Origin of the sequence: Vreelandella lionensis (assembly GCF_044543515.1) — a bacterium.
Lineage (GTDB): Bacteria > Pseudomonadota > Gammaproteobacteria > Pseudomonadales > Halomonadaceae > Vreelandella > Vreelandella lionensis.
The window spans coordinates 49,755-72,388 of the sequence record NZ_JBITWC010000006.1 but is presented as its reverse complement, the minus strand read 5'-3'; the positions used below and the strand labels follow the sequence as shown (position 1 = coordinate 72,388).

At 54.8% G+C, this 22,634-nt stretch carries 25 protein-coding genes; 11 read left to right on the top strand and 14 right to left on the bottom strand.

The genetic code is table 11. From position 1 onward, the window contains the following. The first annotated feature begins 14 nt into the window (after positions 1 to 14). The 3 genes from pgi to ACIGG6_RS05185 all read left to right on the top strand — a co-directional run bounded on the left by pgi (position 15) and on the right by ACIGG6_RS05185 (position 2,725). Entirely contained in the window at positions 15 to 1,682 is a 1,668-nt protein-coding gene (gene pgi, locus ACIGG6_RS05195; RefSeq protein ID WP_213262556.1) for a glucose-6-phosphate isomerase, read from the top strand. 135 nt (positions 1,683 to 1,817) lie between these two features. Then, a complete protein-coding gene (locus ACIGG6_RS05190; protein ID WP_399842822.1) occupies positions 1,818 to 2,198 on the top strand; it encodes a gamma-glutamylcyclotransferase in 381 nt (126 codons plus the stop codon). A 173-nt stretch (positions 2,199 to 2,371) separates the two neighbouring features. Further along, entirely contained in the window at positions 2,372 to 2,725 is a 354-nt protein-coding gene (locus ACIGG6_RS05185) for a hypothetical protein (RefSeq protein ID WP_399842821.1), read from the top strand. A 25-nt stretch (positions 2,726 to 2,750) separates the two neighbouring features. Here the strand turns inward: ACIGG6_RS05185 and ACIGG6_RS05180 are convergent, their stop codons facing one another. After that, positions 2,751 to 3,299 (bottom strand): hypothetical protein, encoded by a 549-nt coding sequence (locus ACIGG6_RS05180; RefSeq protein WP_399842820.1) that lies wholly within the window; start codon positions 3,297 to 3,299, stop codon positions 2,751 to 2,753. Continuing rightward, positions 3,296 to 4,294 carry an AAA family ATPase gene (locus ACIGG6_RS05175; protein ID WP_062360264.1) on the bottom strand — a complete coding sequence of 333 codons (999 nt, stop codon included), beginning with the start codon at positions 4,292 to 4,294 and terminating at the stop codon, positions 3,296 to 3,298. Before ACIGG6_RS05175 ends, ACIGG6_RS05180 begins: the two co-directional genes overlap by 4 nt. A 205-nt stretch (positions 4,295 to 4,499) precedes the next feature. On the opposite strand from ACIGG6_RS05175, the gene ACIGG6_RS05170 reads away from it, so the two are divergent. Then, the gene (locus tag ACIGG6_RS05170) at positions 4,500 to 5,438 is read left to right on the top strand and encodes a metallophosphoesterase (RefSeq protein ID WP_399842818.1); all 939 of its coding nucleotides are present in this window, start codon (positions 4,500 to 4,502) and stop codon (positions 5,436 to 5,438) included. Between the two features lie 21 nt (positions 5,439 to 5,459). On the opposite strand, the gene ACIGG6_RS05165 is transcribed toward ACIGG6_RS05170, so the two are convergent. From ACIGG6_RS05165 to ACIGG6_RS05155, 3 genes are read right to left on the bottom strand one after another with little or no spacing between them, the layout of a single operon-like run. Next, entirely contained in the window at positions 5,460 to 6,479 is a 1,020-nt protein-coding gene (locus ACIGG6_RS05165) for a nuclease-related domain-containing protein (protein ID WP_399842815.1), read from the bottom strand. A gap of 52 nt (positions 6,480 to 6,531) precedes the next feature. After that, entirely contained in the window at positions 6,532 to 7,158 is a 627-nt protein-coding gene (locus ACIGG6_RS05160) for a hypothetical protein (RefSeq protein ID WP_399842812.1), read from the bottom strand. A 58-nt stretch (positions 7,159 to 7,216) separates the two neighbouring features. Continuing rightward, entirely contained in the window at positions 7,217 to 7,711 is a 495-nt protein-coding gene (locus ACIGG6_RS05155; protein ID WP_399842811.1) for a hypothetical protein, read from the bottom strand. 396 nt (positions 7,712 to 8,107) lie between these two features. Here ACIGG6_RS05155 and ACIGG6_RS05150 point away from each other — a divergent pair, with 396 nt between their 5' ends. From ACIGG6_RS05150 to ACIGG6_RS05135, 4 genes are all read left to right on the top strand, one after another. After that, positions 8,108 to 8,674: a DUF2201 family putative metallopeptidase gene (locus tag ACIGG6_RS05150; RefSeq protein WP_399842809.1), complete on the top strand. Its 567-nt coding sequence runs from the start codon at positions 8,108 to 8,110 to the stop codon at positions 8,672 to 8,674. Positions 8,675 to 8,714: 40 nt separating this feature from the next. Continuing rightward, positions 8,715 to 9,749 carry a helix-turn-helix transcriptional regulator gene (locus ACIGG6_RS05145; protein WP_399842807.1) on the top strand — a complete coding sequence of 345 codons (1,035 nt, stop codon included), beginning with the start codon at positions 8,715 to 8,717 and terminating at the stop codon, positions 9,747 to 9,749. A gap of 73 nt (positions 9,750 to 9,822) precedes the next feature. Beyond that, positions 9,823 to 10,326: an opioid growth factor receptor-related protein gene (locus ACIGG6_RS05140; protein ID WP_399842806.1), complete on the top strand. Its 504-nt coding sequence runs from the start codon at positions 9,823 to 9,825 to the stop codon at positions 10,324 to 10,326. Between the two features lie 58 nt (positions 10,327 to 10,384). Then, complete coding sequence (locus ACIGG6_RS05135) at positions 10,385 to 11,050, top strand: hypothetical protein (RefSeq protein ID WP_399842803.1); 666 nt, start codon at positions 10,385 to 10,387, stop codon at positions 11,048 to 11,050. 137 nt (positions 11,051 to 11,187) lie between these two features. Here ACIGG6_RS05135 and ACIGG6_RS05130 read toward each other — a convergent pair whose 3' ends face one another. Beyond that, entirely contained in the window at positions 11,188 to 11,733 is a 546-nt protein-coding gene (locus tag ACIGG6_RS05130) for a DinB family protein (RefSeq protein WP_399842802.1), read from the bottom strand. Between the two features lie 170 nt (positions 11,734 to 11,903). Here ACIGG6_RS05130 and ACIGG6_RS05125 point away from each other — a divergent pair, with 170 nt between their 5' ends. Continuing rightward, a complete protein-coding gene (locus tag ACIGG6_RS05125; protein WP_399842800.1) occupies positions 11,904 to 12,983 on the top strand; it encodes a PA0069 family radical SAM protein in 1,080 nt (359 codons plus the stop codon). A 38-nt stretch (positions 12,984 to 13,021) separates the two neighbouring features. Continuing rightward, a complete protein-coding gene (locus ACIGG6_RS05120) occupies positions 13,022 to 13,315 on the top strand; it encodes a winged helix-turn-helix domain-containing protein (RefSeq protein WP_399842799.1) in 294 nt (97 codons plus the stop codon). On the opposite strand, the gene ACIGG6_RS05115 is transcribed toward ACIGG6_RS05120, so the two are convergent. From ACIGG6_RS05115 to coxB, 4 genes are read right to left on the bottom strand one after another with little or no spacing between them, the layout of a single operon-like run. Then, positions 13,236 to 15,554, bottom strand: a complete 2,319-nt coding sequence (locus tag ACIGG6_RS05115; RefSeq protein WP_399842797.1) for a heavy metal translocating P-type ATPase — start codon at positions 15,552 to 15,554, stop codon at positions 13,236 to 13,238. The two genes, ACIGG6_RS05120 and ACIGG6_RS05115, sit on opposite strands and share 80 nt — an antisense overlap. After that, positions 15,545 to 15,889, bottom strand: coding sequence for a hypothetical protein (locus tag ACIGG6_RS05110; RefSeq protein WP_285264364.1), 345 nt, complete (start codon positions 15,887 to 15,889; stop codon positions 15,545 to 15,547). The genes ACIGG6_RS05115 and ACIGG6_RS05110 overlap by 10 nt, the downstream gene beginning before the upstream one ends. A 4-nt stretch (positions 15,890 to 15,893) precedes the next feature. Further along, positions 15,894 to 18,419, bottom strand: coding sequence for a cytochrome c oxidase subunit I (gene ctaD / locus ACIGG6_RS05105; protein ID WP_399842795.1), 2,526 nt, complete (start codon positions 18,417 to 18,419; stop codon positions 15,894 to 15,896). Continuing rightward, on the bottom strand, positions 18,416 to 19,480 hold the full coding sequence (gene coxB, locus ACIGG6_RS05100; protein ID WP_399842792.1) for a cytochrome c oxidase subunit II: 1,065 nt from the start codon (positions 19,478 to 19,480) through the stop codon (positions 18,416 to 18,418). Before coxB ends, ctaD begins: the two co-directional genes overlap by 4 nt. Before the next feature lie 68 nt (positions 19,481 to 19,548). Between coxB and ACIGG6_RS05095 the strand changes: the two genes are divergently transcribed. Beyond that, positions 19,549 to 20,007, top strand: a complete 459-nt coding sequence (locus tag ACIGG6_RS05095; protein WP_062360241.1) for a DUF2231 domain-containing protein — start codon at positions 19,549 to 19,551, stop codon at positions 20,005 to 20,007. Positions 20,008 to 20,056: 49 nt separating this feature from the next. Here the strand turns inward: ACIGG6_RS05095 and ACIGG6_RS05090 are convergent, their stop codons facing one another. The 4 genes from ACIGG6_RS05090 to ACIGG6_RS05075 all read right to left on the bottom strand — a co-directional run bounded on the left by ACIGG6_RS05090 (position 20,057) and on the right by ACIGG6_RS05075 (position 22,599). Beyond that, a complete protein-coding gene (locus ACIGG6_RS05090; protein ID WP_044630638.1) occupies positions 20,057 to 20,482 on the bottom strand; it encodes a CopD family protein in 426 nt (141 codons plus the stop codon). A 92-nt stretch (positions 20,483 to 20,574) separates the two neighbouring features. After that, positions 20,575 to 21,438 carry a DUF2797 domain-containing protein gene (locus ACIGG6_RS05085; RefSeq protein ID WP_399842790.1) on the bottom strand — a complete coding sequence of 288 codons (864 nt, stop codon included), beginning with the start codon at positions 21,436 to 21,438 and terminating at the stop codon, positions 20,575 to 20,577. Further along, on the bottom strand, positions 21,422 to 21,706 hold the full coding sequence (locus ACIGG6_RS05080) for a YeaC family protein (protein ID WP_083026035.1): 285 nt from the start codon (positions 21,704 to 21,706) through the stop codon (positions 21,422 to 21,424). Before ACIGG6_RS05080 ends, ACIGG6_RS05085 begins: the two co-directional genes overlap by 17 nt. Positions 21,707 to 21,747: 41 nt before the next feature. Next, positions 21,748 to 22,599 carry a rhomboid family intramembrane serine protease gene (locus ACIGG6_RS05075; protein WP_399842788.1) on the bottom strand — a complete coding sequence of 284 codons (852 nt, stop codon included), beginning with the start codon at positions 22,597 to 22,599 and terminating at the stop codon, positions 21,748 to 21,750. Between the last annotated feature and the right edge of the window lie 35 nt (positions 22,600 to 22,634).

Genomic DNA, 22,634 nt, shown 5'->3' with positions numbered 1-22,634 from the left:
CAGGACCACCCGTTATGTTTCAACTCACTCGCAGCGTTACTTGGCAGGCCCTAGAGCGCCTGCGCGATAAAACCGCCAATGACCGCATTCGTGACTACTTTACGAATGATCCGCAGCGCTTTGAAAAAATGAGCCTGCGCGTCGGCGGCCTCTTTCTAGATTACTCCAAGCATCAGGTGTCGGATGAAGTACTGACCAAACTGATTGAGCTAGCCGACCACTCCGCCCTGGTACAGCGCCGCGCCCAGATGTTCTCTGGCGACATTATCAACGTGACCGAGAACCGTCCGGTACTCCACACCGCCCTACGCCATCTTGGCGATGAGCCGGTGTATGTGGACGGCGAAGACGTGATGCCAGAAATCACCCGCACCCGCGAGCAGATCAAGCTGTTCTCGGAAGCGGTGCGTAGCGGCGAGTGGAAAGGCTATAACGGCCAGCGCATTAAAGACGTGGTCAATATCGGTATTGGTGGCTCGGACCTCGGCCCCAACATGGCGGTGCGTGCGCTATTGAAGTATCGCCATCCGGAGCTGCACTTCCACTTCGTTTCCAACGTGGACGGCACCCATATTCAGAAAGTGCTGTCGCGGCTAGACCCGGCCACCACGCTGTTTATCGTCTCTACGAAAACCTTCTCCACCCAGGAAACCCTGCTCAACGCCAAGACCGCGCGGCGCTGGTTCCTGGAAAACGCTGGCGAAGACGCCGACGTGGGCGCGCACTTTATTGCCGCTTCCACCAACCGCAAAGCGGCGATGGAGTTCGGTATTCGCGAAGAGAACGTGTTCGAGTTTTGGGCCTGGGTGGGCGGCCGCTACTCCATGTGGTCTTCCATCGGCTTACCGATTGCGCTCTCGATTGGCTTTGAAGGTTTTATCGAGCTGCTGGAAGGCGCCCATGAGATGGACCGCCACTTTATCGAAGCACCTTTCGCTCAAAACATGCCGGTCCTTATGGCGCTGATCGGCATCTGGTACATCAACTTTATCGGCGCGGAAACCCAGGCCATCGTGCCCTACGACCAGGCGCTGAACCAGTTGCCCTCCTTCCTGCAGCAGTTGGATATGGAGTCTAACGGCAAGTCGGTGGATATTTTCGGCCACCCGGTGAACTACAAAACCGGCCCGATTGTGTGGGGCCAAACCGGCTCCAACGGCCAGCACGCCTTCTTCCAGCTGCTTCACCAGGGCACTCGCTACGTGCCCATCGACTTTATCGCCTCGCTCAAGCCGGAACCGGGCGTGGAAGACCACCACTTCGCCCTGCTGACCAACATGCTGGCCCAAGCCAACGCCTTTATGGAAGGCAGCCAAGGCGACAGCAAAGAGCTTAGCCAGCTCGACCCCTACAGCTGCCCCGGCAACCGCCCCTCCAGCACCCTACTGCTCGACGAGCTAACGCCGAAAAACCTGGGCGCGCTGATTGCGCTCTACGAGCACAAGGTGTTCGTGCAAGGCGTGATCTGGAACATCAACTCGTTCGACCAGTGGGGTGTACAGCTAGGCAAGCGCATCGCCGGTGAAATCAGCGAGCGCATCGACGCCAACGCCGCCGACTTCGACGCTTCTACTCAGGGGCTGCTTGAGCTGGTGCGTGCCCACTTCCCCACCAGCGCACGCAAAGCCGATAGCGCCGAGCCAGCAAGCAGCGATAAAAAACCGGTGCGGAAGAAGCGTTAGGTTAAAAGGTAAGTAAGCACAGCGCCTTGGCAGACTGCCAGGGCGCTTTTGGGTCAACGCCTATTGAGTGACTCTCAACCGTCGTAAATCGGCGTGTAGCCGTGGCATATTGAACATTGTGAAAAGGTGAACGTCATGCAGCATCTTCACCAAGCCATCCAGCACTGCCCACGAGTAGCGGTATACGGCACGTTAAAGCACGGCCATCGCAATCATCACTGGTTAAACGGCGCTGACATGCTGGGCCAAGACCGTTTAACAGAGATTACGCTTTACGACCTTGGCCCCTACCCAGGCGCTAAGCTCACGCCATCCACAGGCGTTGCGGTGGAGGTGTATGCCATTAACGCTGAACAGCTAGCGCGGCTCGACCAGTTGGAGGGCTACTTTCACCACGCGCCAAGCCAAGGCCTCTATAACCGCACGACACTACCTACCCAGCACGGTGACGCATGGTGCTACATCTACAACCCAGCCGTTGAGCAAGGGTCGCTGATGGATAGTGGCGAGTGGTAGTCATCACTACGTTATGGTGTCGGCAACGCCTAAAGCTAACGCTTGCCCCCAGCTCGCCGGAGCCTGCCCGCCCTCTGCCAAGCACCACAGCACTGGGTAACCGGGCGGCTGGGGCGGAGTGGCAATATAACCATCGGTAAAGACCACCAGCAGCTCAGGGGGCGAAGCCTCCAATGGTGCAAATTGAGAACTTCGACGGCATTTTGCTTGCCACCACCAACCGCGTGGAAAGCCTAGACCGCGCGGTAATGCGCCGCTTTGATCTCAAGGTCGAGTTTTTACCGCTAGCCCCCGAGCCGCTGCGCGAACTGCTGAAAGCCGTTCTACCCGAACGCGACCACCGCCGTTTAGCCACCATTCCCGCCAACCACCTAGCCCAGCGCCGCCTAACCCCCGGCAACGTGCGTACAGCGCTAGACCAACTGGACTTGCGTGGGCTGCCCATCCGCTTGAACACGCTGCTGGATGCGCTAACACTGGAAGAGCGCGAACAGCAAGGGCAGCGCCAGCAGATGGGGTTTGTGTAGGGTAATGAACGCCAAGAAAAGCCGCCTACTGCTGGCTGATACGCAGTATAGGGCACTTGGTCATCAGGCGATTCCATTGATCAACGTTGAACGCCTGCACATCAAAGGATTTGCGCCAACCGCTATAACGCGGCCCAGACACCCATTCTGTTCGCCAGAGCCTGTCTCGTAAACCTGCTAACTGAGCAGGCTCTAAGTCACTCAAACCTATTAAGGTAATATAGCGCAGCGGCTTATTGACAATGCCATACTCCAGCCCCAAAAAGATAAGGCTGTCACGCAGTTTTGGGAATAAGTGCCGCTCGATAAGCGATTGGCTGACGATATCCGCAAGAAAGCGTTGCCTCTGCTTTTCTCGATGCTGTTCAGGAATAGCACCGCTCTCTGGGTCTTTAATTTCCAGTAGCCATAATTGCGTGTCCCACTCCACAACAAAATCAACGCCACCCTTTAATAGATGCGTTAAACCAGCGGCTGCCACTTGGTCGTCTAGCTTAATTACTTGACGAGCTTGAGAAAAATCAAAGTATAAATCCGACTCGCACCACTCCGGCTTTGCCTCCCAGGGTCTCACGAAAAGTCCCCCAGCGAGTGACGAACTTCCAAGTCGTAAAGACGCTGAAACTCGTCCGCAATTTTATTAGGCCGAATGTCCCGGTAGCGGCTGAAACTATGTGCAATAACCCCATCCTCCTGTGTTAGCTCAAGGGAGAAGTAGCGTGTAGGCGTCTCCTGACGCGCAAAATCCAATTCCCGCAGAAAGGCATAATCGTGGGTTGCTACAAATACTTGCACACCACGCTCTGCAAGCATAAGCAGAATTTTAGCCACCTCTGGCATGAGCGCAGGGTTAAGGTTCGCTTCTGGCTCATCCCAAAATAGTGTGTTGTTGGCAAATAGCGAGCCATTATGGATCAACTGCCAAATCAGAGCCAATTTGCGGTGCCCTTCTGCCACCAGCGACATTTCCAACTTCTTACTTCCTGCGCTAAGGTGAAATTCATCCCCCTCTAATGTCACCTTTCCACCTACCGTCTTGCGGATGAGCTCTAATAGTGGCTTTTCATCATTGAGTGGCATTCCCTTGCGGGCAGGCAAGTAAGCTTGTTTGATAATATCGTAATAGACTTCCTCGAACGCGAGCTCATATTTATCATAGAGCGAGATAAAGCCGGGAGCGAAAGAGAGCACCTCTTTAACGGGAATGAATACGGGGGAACGCTCGACAGCCCACTCACCCTGGAGTTCAAACGTGTGATGCCTAGTGGTATCAAAGGTAAGCGATAACGACTGGGCCGCACTGTTGGACAAGCTAATGCGCGCCGTATTGCTGCCTTTTTTGCGGTTAACCAAGCGTGATACTTTATCGCCGCTAGGGCGAAAAACCGCCGCCAGCTTCTTTTTCAGTTCAGCCGCATCGTGACCCTGCATCTGCAAGGCATACATTAATTTCATGATATGCGTTTTACCGGTGCCATTGGCACCGATAAGCACGTTCACGCCCGGCGACCACTCGAAAGAGGTTTCCTTAAAGGCGGTAAAATTCTCCAACGCCAGGGTTTGGAACATACGCTTTCCTTCAGTGGTTTACTGAGAGATCAGTGCATTAAATGCTGATATTCTATAAACGTCACGCCACCGGCCAGTGGAAAGTGCTTAGGGAGCTATCTCCATCCAAGAGTTATGCTGCCAAAAGCAAGCCTAGCCACCTGAGCGACACCTAATGTCGCACTGCTGTGGGAAGCTGATTGCTCACCACAGTAGGAGACCGCGCATGGGTAGCATAACGCATTACGATATCATCGGGGATGTTCACGGGCAGTTCGACACGTTAGTGAAGCTGCTAATGCGCTTAGGGTATCGCGAAGAGAGCCAGGGTTGGAGCCAGCCGGGGCACTTGGCGGTGTTTGTCGGCGATCTTATTGATAAGGGGCCGGCCCCAGGTGCGGTGCTTCGCTTGGTACGTCAAATGGTCGATGCGGGGCAGGCACTAATGGTTGTGGGAAACCATGAGCTGAACTGGGTACGCGATACCTACCAGCACCAAGACAACCCTCGCGCCTTTATTCAAGCAATGCGACAACATCACGATCGCCAACGGCTGGTCGATGAATTTGCCGCTGAGGAAGACGGCTTAGCGTTGTTGTTGGATCATTTTAAGTGGCTGCGAACACAGCCACTCTACCTCGAAGTGGGGAAGTGCCGCGTGGTGCACGCATGGTGGCATGAAACGTCAATTCAGCACCTCAAGGCAGCCGGTATTCACTGCTTGGATGACCATGCCATGGCGGCCTATCAAGACACTTACTCGCCTACCTATTTTGCAATAGACCGTGTGGTGGCTGGCTGCGAGCATGCACTGCGCCCCTACGCATCAGCGACCGGGTTCCGTACCACACGCAAACGTGTGCGCTGGTGGCCTAATGATGTAGGGCTCACTCACCCCATGGAGTTGGAACCAACATTGGCGCGTGAAAATGGCTACTCAACCAACGCCAACCCTGTCTTTTTTGGCCATTATGCAATGACGGGGTTCCCTATGCGCCTTGGGCGCAATATAGCGTGTTTAGATTATGCAGCGGCCTATGGCGGAGAACTGGTGGCTTATCGCCACTCGCCAGGTGTGGCATTAGCATCAAAGTGGTTCACCAGCGTAAGTGTTGCGCGTTCGTCTACCACAACAAAAACACGCCACGCTGCTATTGCCAGCTAGAGGAACAGAGCCGCAAAGTGATTATGCTTTCGCACTAACCTCCGCCTGGAAGAGCATGAATTTGTGACTACAGCTTTTGCAGGTGGCGGTATAGGTCGGGCCGCTCTTATTCACCACGACGGAGCGCGATTGGCACTCAGCGCAAGTGGGTTTCATCGGCGTGTTTTTATGGCAACTTCCGCAGCGGACGAAATAGCCATATTTGCCGTAGCGGTCTTCCAGCAGATGCGCTTCGCCGCAATGCCTGCAGGTTAAGCGCGCTGTGCGAGGGGCTTCCACCACGCCGGGCTCTCGAATGGTATGCACTGCATGTTCTTGAGCGGGCTGTGAGGGCTGGTAAGTTTTCCTAGCCTCGGCATCCTGCTGAATTAAAAAGTCACCCAGCGCTGAAAGCTCTTGTTCATTGAAACGGGCACGTCCTTTTAATACCGACAACGAACCTAGCGAACCCATCAGTTTTTTAACGTGCTCTACAACAAACTCGGACTTCACCGTAAGTTCAGATATTTTTGCAGGCATCTTCTTGCGGTCTAAAATGGCCGAGCTGGAGACGGCACAAAGCACATGCCACTCTCGCCCGCCTACCTGGCCTTGAATGCCGAGGATTTTGCGAACGAACTTCTCAACATTTGCGCGTAACAGGTCTTTCAATAAGGCCTGCTGCAGCTCGGCTTGCCGTATGGGAGACGGCATACCTCGCCATTCGCCGCGATAGCTGCGAGACCACTCCCCCTCAGCGTTCACATTGACTTTGCCGCTAATACTTTTGGATTCGATGACGATAAAACCAAACGGGTAAACCACCAGATGATCGATCTGTGCGTTTTCTCCGTTATGCGTTAAGCGCAAATCGTTGAAGACTAGCACTTGGTCGTTATCCCCAAATTCACGGCGCAGGTGAAACGCCACATCCTTCTCTTGCTGGTAACCGTACTGGCTGCGCTTATCACTGGACGCTAAAGCATCCTTTTCCTTTAAGATCACTGCATTTGTCTCCTTACTCAAGCTTGAAGCGCGTTCTTTTGGCCCACTCTGATTCACTAGCTATACATTTGACTTTCATCAAAGTCCAATCAGAAAAAATAAACGATAATCAAAAATATTCTTCAGCCTCGCTTGGTGTAACTTCCTCTTGAAAAAAATCTTGTGGGTTTGATTGATTATTAATACAAAGAGCATATGCGCGATCTAATGCTGCTCTAGAACCGACTAAGCTTAATTCAACAAACACGTCATTTCCTGGACCATAAATAGGCTCTAATTTAAGCCTCAGCACATTCCCCTGTTTCATTTCATTTTCAAGACGAGCCATATCGGCTAGGGCAAACTCAAAATAAACAGTCTTATCTCCTCGAACTGTTGAATACTCAACCAGCGCCTCATGAACAGGGTATCTATCTACTCTAAAAAATGCAGGTGCGACTCTTATATATTCAGTAGTTTCAGCACTCGTGCTCTGGCTGAAGTGCCCTTCAACATGTGGAGAGCAAGACTCACCTGGGAAGTCAACAGAGAAGACAAAATCCGAGTAGTCTGTAGAGTTAACCGCTCTATAGAAAACATCATCTCCTAAGGAAAGTTTCAATGATGACCAACGACCATGATCTTGAGACATATAGGAGTTATAAATAGCAGCCTCCAAGCCTTTAAATCCCAAAACATCAAGAGTTGAAAGAAAGTTTAAAACAAAAATAAAAACAAATATTTTAAAAATATTCATAATCACATACCATTTTAAAGATGGCCTAGCACAGCATTAACGACTAGGCCAAGCTCTGCTAGTAATTTTCTACATAACGCTGAAAGCTTCTCTCATAACTGCCAGTTGACACACAATCAACAGCAGCAGCACTTACAGTTTGACCATAACCATTACGAACAACTACTAAAGCATTACCAAATATATTCACTGTCGCTCTTGTTTGTTGGTCATTTTGCTTCCGTACAATTACATTTATATTAGCTTTCATATCTTCAAACACAGCAGGATAAAGCCCTATATTTCCCGTTGGCTGACCACAATCAATCACGCCAGAGCCAGGATTAAGACCATAGTTTGAAGAAATTAAGCCTGAGTCTTTATCAACATTATCAATTGGTGTGTTATTACTTGCAAACCACTCTACAGTGGCTTCCCAGACCTCATCATAACTTTTATCAAATGCAAAGTTTTTCTCGGCAGTATCAGCTGGCAGCCCAGTAACCCCTGCAGCAGCACATCCTCCTAAAAAACCGAATGTTACACACGCAAAGCCTAACTTCAGCATTTTCATTACAATGATCCCTTTTGATCCATAGTTATCGTAGTGGCTTTGGCCACTCTTCCATTACGCAGCCATCATGGCCACGCATTTGGCTTTACACCAAATTCCTTGATACCCCAATGCTCCGACATATTATGTCGCACTATATTTTGCATGTTATGCAGTGGTGATTATTAATGATAGTGAGGTTACCATTATGGCTTATGACGGGCTAGTGCTTCAGGCTACTACTTTCTCCTATTGCCTACCCCTTGGCATGGTGCCTAAGTATGCATATTCAAAAATAACGCGACATTAGTTGTCGTATCACCACCATAACGTATGCCTCTAACATCAAAAAGAGTAAAAGCGATGGTGATGATGCCCGATTGTTTACTTACTGATGATTGCGCTCGGCAGGAGCTTGTGAAGTGGCAGGCAGATCGCGAGACATGGGCTGAAACGCTGCCTGTTATGGGCTTTTTAAGCCAATTTTTAACGCTCTTTCCCGTTACTGAACAGCACTTTGGCAGCGCTAGCACCGATGGCAAGTTTCTCTACTTTTGCCCACGCTATAGCGCCACGCTAACGGAGGAAGCGCGCCTCTATTTGCAGGCGCATCTGATTTGGCACTGTGTGGCAGGCCACCTTATCGCTCCTTTGGTGGCTAGCCGGCATCGTTGGCACCTGGCGTGCGACCATGAAGTGAACACGCTGCTGCTGGCGTTAGGTGTGGCGCTACCGGTTGATGCACCGCTGTTTCCTGTGTGCGTGGGCCGTAACGCAATGGAGGTGTATCGCTGGCTGGCGGGGCACCCTGGCACGTCACTCGAAGTGACGGCTGATATCCACCCTGCCGAGCTTTGTTGGCACCTGCCCGATACGCAGCCCGATGAGCGGATCGCCATGCTCTGGCGGCATCGTGCTCAACTCATCGCTAAAGATTCTAGTGGGTTACCTGAGAGAGTCGCTAAGTTTTGTGAGGCGCGGTAGACTGTTTACTTTTATCACAGCGGCCAAGGTTGGCGTTATTATGTCTGATGCACGCGACACGCTCTTTCGTTATTTAACCATGCTGCAGCTGATTCCCCGTTTTCCTGGGCGTATCGCGACCCCTGTATTAAAAGAGAAGCTTGCCGAGCGTGGTTTTAAGATCGACACTCGCTCCCTACAGCGTGACCTTAGCCAGAAGCTCTCCACCCAGTTTCCGATTGGCTGCGACGATAGCCAGAAGCCTTACCGCTGGTATTTTGATCGTGATTTTCAGTGCCAGCTACCGGCACTGGATGTACCCAGCGCCTTAACGCTGGTGCTAGCGGAAGAGTATTTAAAAGGGCTCTTACCCCCAGTGGTGGTCGGGCAATTATCGCCCCACTTTACCGATGCTCGGCGGTTATTGGATGAAATGAACGCCAACGGGCTTAGCCAATGGGCAAGAAAAGTACGTGCCATTCCCAACGGTAAAGCGCTGATTCCGGCTGAAATAGATGAGTCCACTTGGCAAACTATTTCTGAAGCCTTGCTTGAGCAGAAGGCAGTTGATGTCGTCTACCTGTCGCGCTCTAGCGAAACAGAAAAGCCGTTCACGCTTCATCCGCAAGGCATCGTCAGCCGCCATAGCGCGACCTATTTACTGGCCCATGTAAACGGGTTTGAGGATTTGCGCCAGTTTGCCCTGCATCGCATTAAACAAGCCACACTCAGCCAGCACCCCTGGCAGGCACAACCTGATTTTGATATTGACCACTACATTCAGGGCGGCGCATTTGGTTATCGGCAAGGGCCAAGCGATGTGACGCTGGAAGCGGAGATCGCGAAACCTGTGGCGTGGTTGCTGCAGGAAACACCGCTTTCCGAGACGCAAACCATTGAAGTCCTCCCCGGCAGTGACTGGTACCGGTTAACCGCCCAAGTACCGGATGACCAGCAAACCATCTGGTGGCTGATGGGCATGGGCGCCAATGTGAAAGTCACCGCCCCTGCCACGTGGCGTGAGGCATTAAAAAAGAGTGCTGAGCAGGTACTAGCGCACTACCAGGACACAACGCTCACCTGCGAGACACACTGAGGCTTTGTACGAAAACTGCCTGCGCTCGGATTGGCGCTGCATGGCCACGCTGAAACGTTAATGGGGAGACATAATGGATAACGATACCCGCTTACTCGCGTTTTATCGCGGTGAATCCCCCGATCATAAAGGGCGTTTACTTGAAGATATCTGGGCGCTCTCGCCTTTTTGGCTAGAGCATACCCACGACTATATTCAGTGGCTGTTTCCTATCCCAGAAGCGAGCCGTTTTAATAGCTTTGCGCCGCTCTTAACGCCTGCGGTGCAAGCAGCTTTTGCGAATGACGAGCGCTTACGCCACCACCAGCAACGCTCACTGGATGTAATGTTAAATTTTTTGGGGCTAACACGGGATGGCAACATCATCACCGCTCAGCCAACGCTATCGATACAAACCCATATCTGGTTGAAAGCCGGGGGCCATAACCACCTGCGTATTACGCGCATGATTCGGTCATTAGCGTTATGCCACCAACCAACTTTGGCCCGCGCACTCCAGCAAGCGGTTATTGAGATTGGTACGCAGCATGGCGTGGTGGGTGAAACATCCGTTCGTTATTGGCAAGATGCGTTTTAATGAAAATTAAACTATTTGTTACGCTACTTACATAACTCACATAGGAATAATTAATGATATGAAGAAAATTGCATATATCGAAGATAACATCGTTCCGCAGATGTTCACTACCGCTATTGAAGCATACAAATTTAGCCATAGAAGCACTCTGCGCTCAAAAGGGTTTGACCAACTGGAAACTTTTGGGCTGCTATGGGGCTACTCTATTCCGGCCAAGGGTACATTACCTGCCAAAGTCATCGCTACAATGGCCACCGTTGAAACTTCCGCAGTTCGCCATAACGAGTGGGTAGCCCCCAACTTTGACTCATTACGTAGCAAAAAAGAGTTTTTTGAACACTACTGGCCCAATATAGAGCTAGTTGGAACCTTTCATTCACATCCTTATAAAAACCTCTCAGAGGTTAACGACAATAAGGGATGGAAAGCCTCCGAAGGTGACCAAGAGTTTTGGCCCCATTTCCATGAAGAAGTAGCCCCGGAACAACCATTACTCGCGCATCTCATCGTGACGGTGGCTAATTTGGAAAAAACAGGCTGGGCAATACCAGACCGGCTGAAAGGAAGTGAAAGCTCAAAAGGCTATGTACTTTCAGCTAAAAGTATAAAATTGTGGCTCAGATCTTATGCATCTAGCATATTAGAGCAGGAAAATGGAATAACCTACGAGTACTCCGATGATATGGGGCTTGAAATTCCTTCCTTAGAGCGGCGCTTCTTGTGAGCCGACCGACACCCTAATGTATAGATAGTGAAAATATCAAATAAAATCAGCAGCCTATAATACTTACCAGAGTATTCATGGCTGCCTTTGGTACAGCTCTATCAGCAATAAGGCTTTATTAGATAGGGCTAAGTATCTTATCGTTTTTCAGGCTCGTCTGGTATTAAGGCCAGTAGGTCTGTGACGCCAATATCGATACCTACCTGGAAGAGCAAGGTGCTCACTTGTCCGCGATGGTGGGTTTGGTGGTTGAAGAAGTGGTAGATAAGCTGTGAGAAGCGTTTACTTGAGGCTATGCCTTTCGTGTTGTGGTAACTCAGAGCGGCGTTTAACTCATCATCTGTTAGCGCGACGATCCAGTTGATAATGACGTCATCTAGCCATTTACGATGTGCTGTTAAACCTTCCAAATCATCAAACATCGGCTGATCAAGCCGACCTGGAATAGGCAGCGGCTCCATAACGGCCAAAGTGGTTGAGGAGGAATGGTGGGTCGCAAACCGCTTTAGCCAAAGCGTATCGGCAACGACTAAATGGTTCAGCGTACCTAGAATAGAGCCAAAAAAAGCCCCTCGCTCTTCGGCCAGTTCAGCTGCGCTCAACCTGCTGGCTGCGTCATATACCTTTGCATTCATCCACTGGTTATACCGTGCCATCAGTACAAAATGCGCTTGCAGGCTCATAAGGCAAATTCCCTCTTTCCAGGCAAACCATCACGCACTCATCAGTATGGGCTAGCAGTGTCTTTTATTCCTGCTTGAGTGAAGCCAATCGCTTGGTACTTGCACCTTCTTTCATACGCCATATACTGTATGTTTAAACATATATAGCGACATATCTTACGAGGTGGCAGATGGCGGCGTTTGACCCTTCCCGCGCTACCGTGCATAAAGGGCGCGGTGCAACCTACGACCCGCATAACCGCTTTGCCCCTACCCGCAGCGTGGCGGAGGATGACGGCTGGTGGCAGGAAGAAGCGTCTACCTCGCTGGCAACAGAAGTGCGCGAGGAAGCCAGTAAAAGCGCGCTCTCTTGGAACAACTCTCCAGATTTACCCTTTGATCGTTCGCTTAACCCGTATCGCGGCTGTGAGCATGGCTGTGTCTACTGCTATGCGCGCCCCTCCCACGCCTATTGGGATTTGTCGCCAGGGTTGGATTTTGAAACCAAACTGATCGCCCGCCACGGGCTGGTGGAGCATTTAAAAGAGGAGCTTTGCCACCCCCACTACGTTTGCAGACCCATTAACCTCTCCGGCAATACCGACTGTTACCAGCCGCTAGAGGCCACCTACCAAACCACTCGCCGCTTGCTGGAATTGCTGTTGGCTTGCCGCCACCCGGTGACGCTAGTGACGAAAAGCACGCTGATTTTGCGGGATATCGATCTACTAGCAGAAATGGCGGAGCATCGCTTGGTGCGGGTGTTCGTGAGCTTGACCAGCCTGGACGCTAACCTAAAGCGCACGCTGGAACCCCGCACGGCATCGCCCCAGGCGCGCCTGAAAGTGATTCGCGAGCTGAATACGGCGGGAATACCGGTGGGCACGCTGGTATCGCCGATTATTCCCGGCCTGACCGACCACGAAATTGAACGCATTCTGGAAGCCGCCAGCCGTGCTGGGGCGCGCACCGCCACCTGGATGCTGCTAAGGCTACCCCACGAGGTCGCGCCGCTGTTTGAAGCGTGGCTAGAAGCCCACTACCCTGAGCGCGCCGCTAAGGTAATGAGCTTGATGCGCCAGTGCCGTGGCGGTAAAACCTACGATGCGGCCTTTGGTAAGCGCTTTCGCGGCGAGGGGGTATTCGCTGACTTGATCGCCCAGCGGTTTCAGCGTGCTAGCCGCCAGTGGAACATGCAGCCACGCACCGAGCAGGGGCTGAATACCCGTGATTTTCGCCCGCCCCGGGCACAGGGGGATTTATTTGATTAGACTGCTGGAATACCCATCACTAAGAAGACGCCCTCTCCATGTCGCTCAGCAAAACAAAATCCAGCTTTTACCGCCGCCTTTACGTGGCCCACTTGATTGACCAAGGCGTGGCCAGCGTACCCGCGTTGATGGAAGCCACCGGCATGCCGAGGCGCACCGCCCAGGACACCATTACGTCCCTGGGGGAATTGGATATTGAGTGCGTATTTGAAAAAGGCGACGGCGAGCGCCACAACATTGGCCACTACACCATTAAGCAGTGGGGGGCGATTGACCCGCAGTGGGTGGCATCGAACGCTGAGCGCTTAGGTCAGGTACTGGGCTATCGCTAGCCTCATCAGGCTCTGCCCAAGCAAGGCGCGCTGTATTTAACGTCACGCTGAGCGAGCTTGCTGCCATCGCCAGTACGGCGGCCAAGGGCGGTACCGCCATCATGATCACCAGCCCAAGCGCCAGCGCGTTATAGAGTGCCGAAAACACTAGGTTTTGTACCATGACTCGGCGGGTGCGCTTAGACAGTGTCAGTAGCCTTACGATACCGCTCACCCCAGGCCAAAGCAGCTGTGCGGCGGCTCCTTCGCGGGCGGCTTCGCTGGCTTGCATGGGGGCGACGCCTACCCCGGCTTCGGCAAGGCTCAAGGTATCGTTCACCCCGTCGCCCACATAGAGCGTGGGCGAAGGCAGCCCTTTGAGCAGTGCCGCTTTGGCTTCCGGCGAACGCTGGGCGTAGCACGCGTTTTTTGCTAACCCCACCTGCTGGCCAAGCCAGCCCACCGGCCCCTGGCGGTCGCCGCTGATCAGCGCCACGATGTACCCTGAGCGCTGTAGTTCGGCAAGGCTCGCTTTCGCATCGCTCACCGGCTGGTCGGCACAGTAGAGCGTGGCGAGCCAACCGCGGCTGTTGGCCACTACCACCTGTGAAGCAAAGGCGTAGTCAGGGTGTTGGGCGTTATCTGGCAAGGGCGCGCCAAGCTGCTGCTCTATCCATGCGGCGCTACCTAACCACCACTGCTCTCCGTTTTGAAACGTTGCTTGCTGGCCTTTGCCGGGATGCTCCTCAATATGAAGTACGTTATGAAGTACTTTATAAAGTGCCTTGGGCGGCGTTGCTGTTTCAGCCTTGTTCGCCCAGTCCAGCAAACCGCTCGCTAGCGGGTGTTCGCTTTGGCTGACGGCGCTGTGCAGCATCGTCTGAAACATCGCGAGGTCGTCGCCTTCGCGCAGCGCGGCGTGCACTACCTGATGCTGCCCACGGGTGAGCGTACCGGTTTTATCGAAGGCAATGCCGCGTACGTTCGCCAGGGTTTCAAAAGCAGCAGGGTCGCGAAGCGCAATGCCCTGTTGTAATGCTTGACTGCTACCGGCAAGGCTTGCCAGCGGAACCGCCAGCCCCACCGCGCAGGGGCAAGCCACCACCAAAACAGACAGCGCACGCACAGCAGCGTCTTCTAAACCAAGGCCCAATAGCAGCCCGAGTGGGAGTGTCAGCACAGCCAGCAGCAGCGCTACGGGGCTTAGCCATGAGGCAAAGCGGTCGGCCAGCTTGTGCAATTCGCCCTTTTTTGCCTGGGCGCGGCGCATTTGCTCGCACAGTTTATCCACCCGCCGCTGGCCAACGGTGGCCGTCACAGTCACCTTCAAAGGCGCTGCGTTTAGCCCCGCCGCATAGCGGCAGCCCGCATAGACTCGCTGCCCAGCATGCAGGTAACGGGGCACGCTTTCCCCGGTGAGCGTGGCGGTATCCAGCCAGCCGGGCGTTTCCAGCAGGCCATCCAAGGGCACCTGCTCACCGGGGGGCACTTCAATCACGGCTCCCATGGAGACTTCCCCAACGGGCTGCGTTTCGCGCTGTCCGCCTTGGCAAACCACCACATCAGCTTCCGGCAGCCTTAGTGCATCAAAGGCTTTGAGCCCCCGCTGCCTGCACAGGGTTTCGACCAGTCGGCCCACCAGAAGCAGCACAATCAGTACCACCGCAGTATCAAAATAGACCTCTGAAGAGCCGCGCAGCAGCAGCCCTACCGATACCGCCATGGAGCCAAACACACCCAGGCTTACCAATACATCCATGCCGGGACGTCGGGCCAATAGCGTGCGCCACCCCGCTCGGTAAAACGGAAGGCCGGAATAGAGCACGACGGGCAGTGAAAAGGCACCGGCCACCCACGCAACGACCAGCTCTATGGTGGCATTGGGCAGCGCGCCCACGTAGATCAGCAGCGACGCCAGCATGGTCCACATACCCAACACCGCACCTACAATCAGGCGCAGCGTGAGGTAGCGGCTCTCTTGGGCCAGACGCTGCTGAGCATCTTGCACTGGCTCTAGCTCGCTCAGCTGATAGCCCAGCCGTTTCACCACGGGGGCTAACGCCGCCAACTGGGTTGCTGCGGGAGTGCCTTTCACCCATACCGTTGCAGTAGGGTAATGAACGCTGGCCTCAGCGACTCCCGGCACGCGGGCTAGCGCGCCCTCTACCGCCAGCGCACAGCTGGTGCACCACATGCCATGAAGCGTATAGAGCGGTGCGTCGTCATTAGCAGGCGAGTCTGTGTTCACGGTTACAGACAAGGCGGCACGCCAATGATGGGTAGCCCCGCAAACGCCACGCCAAAGGCAGAAAACAAGTAGAGCCAACCGGATACCACGGCATGAAAGCGTTGACGCCCCTGATGCTGCTTGGCTGTGCGGCAGCACCCCCAGGCCAACAGCACAAGCCCAGCAGCACAGAGAAGGGTAAAACCGCCCAGACCTGCGTTGAGCAGCGTGAGTGATCTTGCCTCCGGCGACGGTGGATTTACCGCACAGGCCACCGATAGGCCGCTATAAACGGCCACAAACCAAACGCTCCAAAGCGTTAGCCCCACTATCAAATGGATAGGGTGGGTAAAGTTCAATCGTTCCATCGCCCTACCCTCCTAACACGCGGGGCAGCACCGCCAGCGCCCCTATGAGCAGCCCAAAGGTGACCACGTTATAGCGCCAAAGCAGGGCTACTACGCCCGGCTCGAAGGGAGCATGAGCGCCCACATAGCCATAGCCCACACGCAGGCCTTGAAGCACGGTCAAGACGACCGCTAAACCGCCGTGGAACAGGGCGTAGACAAGGCCGACCAGCATCACCGCATCGTGGGAGGTTTGTGTGGGAGCAAGTTCGGCTTGCCACAGCGCCCAGCCCGTTAGCCCCACTTGCAGTGCACCTAACGCAGCGGCTAAATAGAAGCCTGCACCTAGCCCGGCGTCACGCTGCTGGCGCAACCCTCGTACCAGCCGCTCCATCACCACACATCCGGCCAGCACCGCCACGCCCGCCGCCAACATAAGCATGAGTGATAGCGGCGGCGTCTCTGGCATCTGCCATTCGGGTGAAACGGTCCAGAGGTAGAACCAGCCAAACAGGTAAGAGAGATAAAACGATCCGTTGGCGATCAGAAAAACACCCATCGCCCAAAGGCCGGGGCCGTCCATCGTACGCGAATGGAGCGGTGGATCGCCCGGTTTTACGCCTGCGTCCGGTGCCGCTTTGGGATGCGCGCCGTTCTCCCAGGACCAGCGCAGCAGAAAGATACCGGCAATAATGACGAATACACCCGCCAACGCGTACACCTTGGTCAGCAGGCTCAGGCACACCACCGCCAGCGCGGCAGCGGCAAACAGCGGCCACCAGGAGTTACCGGGCAGGTGAATAATCTCGCGCACCTTGCCGGTAATTGGGTCGGTACCCCACATCTCCCGCCTGCCGTGAGAGGCTACCGCCAGCGAGTGCTTACCTTCGGCCATGGCATGAGGCAGATTTGGGTCATCCCACAGCGGGTGCCGGGTTTCCACATTGGGTAGGCTCACGAAATTATAGGCGCTGGGCGGCATGGTGTTGGCCCACTCCAACGTATCGGCATTCCAGGGGTTATGCTTGGCGGGCTTGCCAAACCGGAAGTGCAGCGCGATATCCAGCAGCACCATGGCAATCCCTGCCGAGAGCACAAAGCTACTGATCGACGAGAGCAGGTTGAAAATCTCCCAACCTGAGCCCGCTTCATAGGTGTAAATCCGCCGGGGCATGCCAAGCAGCCCGGTCCAGTGCATGATTAAGAAGGTGCCGTTAAAGCCCAGGAAGGTAAGCCAGAAGCCCCAGCGCCCCAGGTTTTCGGAGGGCATTCGCCCGGAGAAGAGCGGCAGCCAGTAATAAAGCCCGGCGATTAGCGGGAAGAACATGCCGCCCACCAGCACATAGTGCATGTGCGCCACCACAAAGTGGGTGTCGTGCACCTGCCAGTTAAACGGCACCAGCGCTAGCATGACGCCGGTTAACCCGCCGCACACAAAGATGATTAAAAAGCCCATCACCCACAACATGGGCAGCTTCATTTTGGGCTTGCCAAGCCAGAGCGTGGCTATCCAGACAAACACCTGAATCGCCGTGGGCACGGCCACCAGCATACTGGCCGCCGAGAAAAACGCCTGCGCCAGCTGCGGAATGCCAATGGTGAACATGTGGTGAACCCACAGCCCAAAGCTGATAAAGCCCATGATGGTGATCGCTGCCACTACCCAGCCGTACCCCACAATGGGCCGCCCGGCAAATACCGGGATCAGGGTAGAGACAATACCAGCGGCAGGCAGGAAGATGATGTACACCTCTGGGTGGCCAAACAGCCAGAACAGATGCTGCCAGAGTACCGGGTCGCCGCCGCCCGCAATTTGGAAAAACGGCATGCCTACCGCCCGCTCAAGCTCCAGCAGCACGCTGCCGAGGATCAGCGGTGGGAAGCCCACCACGATCATTAGCGCCATGGCGAGGATATACCACGCAAACAGCGGCATCTTATGCAGCGCCATGCCCTGGGTGCGGGTGCGTAAGATAGACACCACCAGCTCCACTCCCGCCGAGAGCGCTGATATCTCCACAAAGGTGATGCCCAGCAGCCAAAAATCGGAGCCCAAATCTGGGGCAAACTCTTTACTGCTCAGCGGCGTGTACATAAACCAGCCGCTTGAAGGCGCCATCTCAATAATTAGGCTGGAGGTGAGAATAATCCCGCCAAACAGGTAGCAGAAATAGCCCAGCGACGTTAGCCGTGGACACACCAAGTCTCGGGCACCAATCATTTTAGGGATCAGGTAAATCGCCAGGCCCTCCAGCATGGGAATGGCGAACAGAAACATCATCACCGTGCCGTGCATGGTGGTGACTTGGTTATAGATCTCCGGCGACATAAAGTCCTGGTCGGGCATCGCTAGCTGGGTACGCACCAGCATGGCAAGAATGCCGCCAATCAGGAAAAACACCATCCCGGTGATCATAAAACGCAGACCTAGCGTTGTATGGTTCACGATGGTGAGGGCCTTTAGCCCTTTCGGGTTACCCCAAATGTCATGTAGGTCTTCGTGTAGTTGCTGCGGGTCCTGCTCTACCGCCTCTTGATTCACGCTCTTCATGGGGTCAAGGTCTCCAGCCAAGCACCCAGGGCATCCAAGGTGTCCGTATCAATATCGTCGTGGGCGGGCATTCTATTGCCTGGCTTCAGCGTTTGGTGCTGCTGCAGCCACTGGCTCACCGCGCCCTCTTCCATGGCCATCACACCGGCGCCCAGCATCGTGCGGCTACCGACATCCGAGAGGTTAGGCCCTACACCGCCCTGGCTGACGCCAGCCACTTGATGGCAGCTCGCGCAGTGGGTCGCGAAGGCCTCTCTTGCAACATCATGAGTGGTATCTTGCGTCGCTAATTCGCTTAGTTCTGCGTCTTGCCGAGCCGCCAGCCATGTATCGAATGCTTCACGAGGCACGGCTTCGACATACAAATGCATATGGGCATGCCCCACCCCGCACAGCTCGGCACACTGGGCACCAAACACGGCGGGCTCATCGGCTTCCAGGCGGATTTTATTCACCCTTCCTGGCAGCATGTCGATTTTGCCGCCCAAGCGCGGCACCCAAAACGCGTGAATGACATCCGCCCCGCTCACATGAAAATCCACCGGCTCCCCGGCGGGCATGACGAGCTGATTGGCAGTGACGACTTCGCCGCCTTCGGCACCTGGGTAGCGCACCTCCCACCACCATTGGTGGCCGATCACTTCAATCACTTCAGGCGGCTCGCCTAGCGGGAGCGGCAGCATGCGTTGCCCGGCGGGCACCCCAAACATCAGCAGTGCAGTCACACTGGTGATCGGCAACACAAGGCCTCCACCAATAATCCAGCGGCGGGCAATGCGTCGCTCTTGGGCAGGCGTGCGCTCTACGTTGCGCGGTTTGAAGGCGTACAGCCAAACCACGGTGACACCGATCAGCACGATGGTGGCAAAGCCCAGCATTACCCACCAAATTAACCGAACGTCTCGCGCGGCGGGCCCTGCAGGGTCTAAGATAGATCTGTCGCCAGTACAGCCCGCGACACTGAGCAGCAGGCTAAGCCCTAGCCAGCAGGCGGCTTGACGGGCTCGTCGCGATGTTAAACACGACATGATGGCGGACGTAGCGCTATTGCGTTCCCTCATTAGCGTTTTACCTGAAGTGCAGTTGATCTGTCCGACTGTTTTGCTTTATCTAACCACAGGAAGTGACGATGACACCTACTCCCCAACGCTCGATCAAAAGCCGCGCGTCGCTGGCTGGCCATCCACTCCATCCGGTAATGATTCACTTCCCGGTAGCGGCGCTGATGGCACTGGTCGCTTGCGATATCGCCTACTGGTATACCCAAGATACGTTTTGGTTGCGCGGCGGGCTTTGGCTGGCGGGTGTTGGCGCGTTTGGCGGCTGGATTGCTTCGGTGGCAGGCATCATTGACTTGGTGTCGGTAGCGCGCATCCGCCGTTTGATTACCGGCTGGAGTCACGCGATTGTGGCCGTAGTCATGCTCTCTCTGGCGTCGCTGAATTGGCTGCTGCGTTTCACTGAGCCCAGTGCGGTGCTGCCGTGGGGGTTGGCCATCTCGCTGGTAACGGCCGGTTTGATTGCGCTGGCCGGGTGGCTCGGTGGACAGCTGGTGTACGAGCACGCGGTGGGCGTTGAAGTAGAATAGTAACCCGAGCGGCTCAATGGCAGCCCGTAATAGGACATTGGCCATTGAGCTAGCTCCACTCCAGCGGTTTAGAAAGCACAAACCCTAGCACGCCAAAGATGCCCACCAGCGCCAGCAACAGCGCACACAGGCTGGCTGCCTTCACCCCTTTAAAAATTCCCATTTCCAGGCGCAGGATAAGCCAGCCAAAACAGCCGTGGGCAGCTACCATTAACACCACGGCCCCCAGCTTTAAGATCAACCAGCCGCCTAACAGGCCATGTAACAGAAATAGCAGCGTGCCAGAGGCAATCGCAGCGAGTGCCGCCGGGGTAGCAATGGAGTTATAAAAAAAACGCGGCATGGGCGGCGTGCCCTGAGCGAAGCCCGCATCTTTACGTAGCTGAAGCGCCTGCAATAAAAGTGCAGGCAAATAAAGAAGAGCGCCGCACCAAATGACCAGCGCGGCGATGTGCAGCAGTTTTAGCCATGGCATCGAGGCTTCCTTGCGTGACTAGGGCAGAGTCTATTGTGACCCTGATAACCTTAGTCAACCGATGCCATTCTGGCTAGGCAAAACGCCAAGTTTCACTCCACCGAAATCTCGTAACCTGTGAATTTACGTAGATTTATCACACCCGTGTCGAACATGAGGTACTGCCCTTTCACGCCCTGAAGTATGCCTTCAACCAGCGGCTGCTTATCAAAATTATGAGAGACCACCTTGCGAGGAAACGCAGCAACGGGATAGTCGAACTGCAGAGGCGCTTCGTCCAGCGTGCGGATGGCATCTTCGCCGTGAACACTGCGTAGCTGGCCTAAACCATCTGCCAGTGTGTTCAACAGTCGGTCACGCTCAGCGCGCAGATCAAGGGGATCGACCTCACCTTTGAGCATAGCGCGCCAATTGGTGCGATCAGCCACCTGCTCTTTGAAGAGCATCTCGACGAACCCGGACTGCTGGCGGGTATTCACTTCGAGAATCGGTAACGCCTGAATAGCGCCTTGGTCCAGCCAGCGGGTGGGCATTTGGGTTTTGCGAGTAATGCCCACCTTCAAACCGGAAGAGTTAGCCAGATAGACGATGTGGGGCTGAAAGCAGTGCGCCTCACCCCACTCCGGCTCGCGGCAGGTGCCTTGGTAGTAGTGGCAGGTCTCCGGCTTCATGATGCAGGTGTCGCACTGTGCCAACCGTTTGAAACACGGGTAGCAGTAGCCTTGTGCAAAACTTTTTTTGGTTGCCCGACCGCAGTGGGTACAGGCAATGGCCCCGCTCCATGAAAGGCGCATGGGGGAACCAATACGCTCATTCAATGCCACCCGATGCTCACCTGCGCGCAGGTGGTAAACCACCTGTTCGTCTTGGCGGCGAGGCAGCGCCGCCGCCATTTTTTGCAAACACCCTTTAACGGGAGAGACCTTTGGGATTAACAAATCAGTCACGCGTGGCATCCCGGCCCAGGCCCGCCATTTCGGGACTCACACCGGCGCCCGTTGCACCTGCCCCACAGGTACGCCGCTCCAAATAACCTACGCGATTCTCTTCCGGTACATTGTTTTCAACTTCATAACGCATGACAGCTTCCAAACACAGCTCGGTTTGCTCCGGCGTTAAGCGACGGCCGTCAGGCCATTTGCGTAGCGACACCCCTTGCTTAAGGCTTTCATAAATCGCAGGCGTCATCTGGTTGATCATTTTATCGAAGGTCATATCGCTCACGGTTAGCACCTCAAGTATTTGCTGCTTTCAAATTGACGGCGTTAGGCTTTGCTACGTTTGGAGGAATAATACCAGCCCGTGGCTAGGCCCACGAGCAGCCCGCCCAAGTGAGCTTCATTGGCCACGTTGCCAAAGCCGACGGTACCTGCAATATCGGTCATGGTGAACACCATCCAGCCGAGCATAAACACCACCAACATTTGCGGTACAAAGAAACCGCTTTGCGGGGCGCGCCGGGACATTAGCCACACATGGGCCAGCAGTGCGTAAACCACGCCGGACATACCACCAAACAGTACCGTTCCGGTCACGTATTGGGCGACGTTGGCGCCAATGCCCGCTACTAAAAGCAGGAGCAGCATCATTTTACTACCTTGGCGCAGCTCAATTTGCCGCCCGAAGTACCACACCCACATCAGGTTGAAAATCAGGTGCATCCAGCCAAAGTGCAGAAATGCGGGAGATAGCAAACGCCACAGCTGCCCACCCATCACGGTGCCTGCTAGCGACCCATACACCAACTGGCCGCCGGAGATACCCACCGGCACAATGGTGAGCGCCACAATCAGTAGGTCGCCAAAAATGCCGCTTAGGGCAAATACCAGCAGGCTCGCTCCTATCATCAACGCCGTGACCGGCACCTGGCGCAGGATAGTGATAATACTGTGGGCGCTGCGGGAACGTGGGGGGTGAGCATTATCCACAATCAGCGGTTCGCCACGCTCCCAACGGCCTACCAGGGCGCGCAGTTCGTCGTGCTGGCGGGGGTCGGCCACCCAGAGCAGTTGGCCGTCCGCTTCGTCGGTGATCCGATGGCCAATACGGTAGTGCCACAACGCTTTGCGCAATGTCTGTGTGTCTGCGCCCGTGGGTAAGAGCATGACTGGATGCATGGCATCTCCCTTATAACCAAGTAGTTGTCGCGCTT

What these genes read in the sequence shown, in the direction of transcription:
- pgi (WP_213262556.1), top strand. Translation starts at nt 15, where the DNA reads ATGTTTCAACTCACTCGCAGCGTTACTTGGCAGGCCCTAGAGCGCCTG.
- ACIGG6_RS05190 (WP_399842822.1), top strand. Translation starts at nt 1,818, where the DNA reads ATGCAGCATCTTCACCAAGCCATCCAGCACTGCCCACGAGTAGCGGTA.
- ACIGG6_RS05185 (WP_399842821.1), top strand. Translation starts at nt 2,372, where the DNA reads ATGGTGCAAATTGAGAACTTCGACGGCATTTTGCTTGCCACCACCAAC.
- ACIGG6_RS05175 (WP_062360264.1), bottom strand. Translation starts at nt 4,294, where the DNA reads ATGTTCCAAACCCTGGCGTTGGAGAATTTTACCGCCTTTAAGGAAACC.
- ACIGG6_RS05170 (WP_399842818.1), top strand. Translation starts at nt 4,500, where the DNA reads ATGGGTAGCATAACGCATTACGATATCATCGGGGATGTTCACGGGCAG.
- ACIGG6_RS05160 (WP_399842812.1), bottom strand. Translation starts at nt 7,158, where the DNA reads ATGAATATTTTTAAAATATTTGTTTTTATTTTTGTTTTAAACTTTCTT.
- ACIGG6_RS05155 (WP_399842811.1), bottom strand. Translation starts at nt 7,711, where the DNA reads ATGAAAATGCTGAAGTTAGGCTTTGCGTGTGTAACATTCGGTTTTTTA.
- ACIGG6_RS05145 (WP_399842807.1), top strand. Translation starts at nt 8,715, where the DNA reads ATGTCTGATGCACGCGACACGCTCTTTCGTTATTTAACCATGCTGCAG.
- ACIGG6_RS05140 (WP_399842806.1), top strand. Translation starts at nt 9,823, where the DNA reads ATGGATAACGATACCCGCTTACTCGCGTTTTATCGCGGTGAATCCCCC.
- ACIGG6_RS05135 (WP_399842803.1), top strand. Translation starts at nt 10,385, where the DNA reads ATGAAGAAAATTGCATATATCGAAGATAACATCGTTCCGCAGATGTTC.
- ACIGG6_RS05130 (WP_399842802.1), bottom strand. Translation starts at nt 11,733, where the DNA reads ATGAGCCTGCAAGCGCATTTTGTACTGATGGCACGGTATAACCAGTGG.
- ACIGG6_RS05125 (WP_399842800.1), top strand. Translation starts at nt 11,904, where the DNA reads ATGGCGGCGTTTGACCCTTCCCGCGCTACCGTGCATAAAGGGCGCGGT.
- ACIGG6_RS05120 (WP_399842799.1), top strand. Translation starts at nt 13,022, where the DNA reads ATGTCGCTCAGCAAAACAAAATCCAGCTTTTACCGCCGCCTTTACGTG.
- ACIGG6_RS05110 (WP_285264364.1), bottom strand. Translation starts at nt 15,889, where the DNA reads ATGGAACGATTGAACTTTACCCACCCTATCCATTTGATAGTGGGGCTA.
- ctaD (WP_399842795.1), bottom strand. Translation starts at nt 18,419, where the DNA reads ATGAAGAGCGTGAATCAAGAGGCGGTAGAGCAGGACCCGCAGCAACTA.
- coxB (WP_399842792.1), bottom strand. Translation starts at nt 19,480, where the DNA reads ATGAGGGAACGCAATAGCGCTACGTCCGCCATCATGTCGTGTTTAACA.
- ACIGG6_RS05095 (WP_062360241.1), top strand. Translation starts at nt 19,549, where the DNA reads ATGACACCTACTCCCCAACGCTCGATCAAAAGCCGCGCGTCGCTGGCT.
- ACIGG6_RS05090 (WP_044630638.1), bottom strand. Translation starts at nt 20,482, where the DNA reads ATGCCATGGCTAAAACTGCTGCACATCGCCGCGCTGGTCATTTGGTGC.
- ACIGG6_RS05085 (WP_399842790.1), bottom strand. Translation starts at nt 21,438, where the DNA reads ATGCCACGCGTGACTGATTTGTTAATCCCAAAGGTCTCTCCCGTTAAA.
- ACIGG6_RS05075 (WP_399842788.1), bottom strand. Translation starts at nt 22,599, where the DNA reads ATGCATCCAGTCATGCTCTTACCCACGGGCGCAGACACACAGACATTG.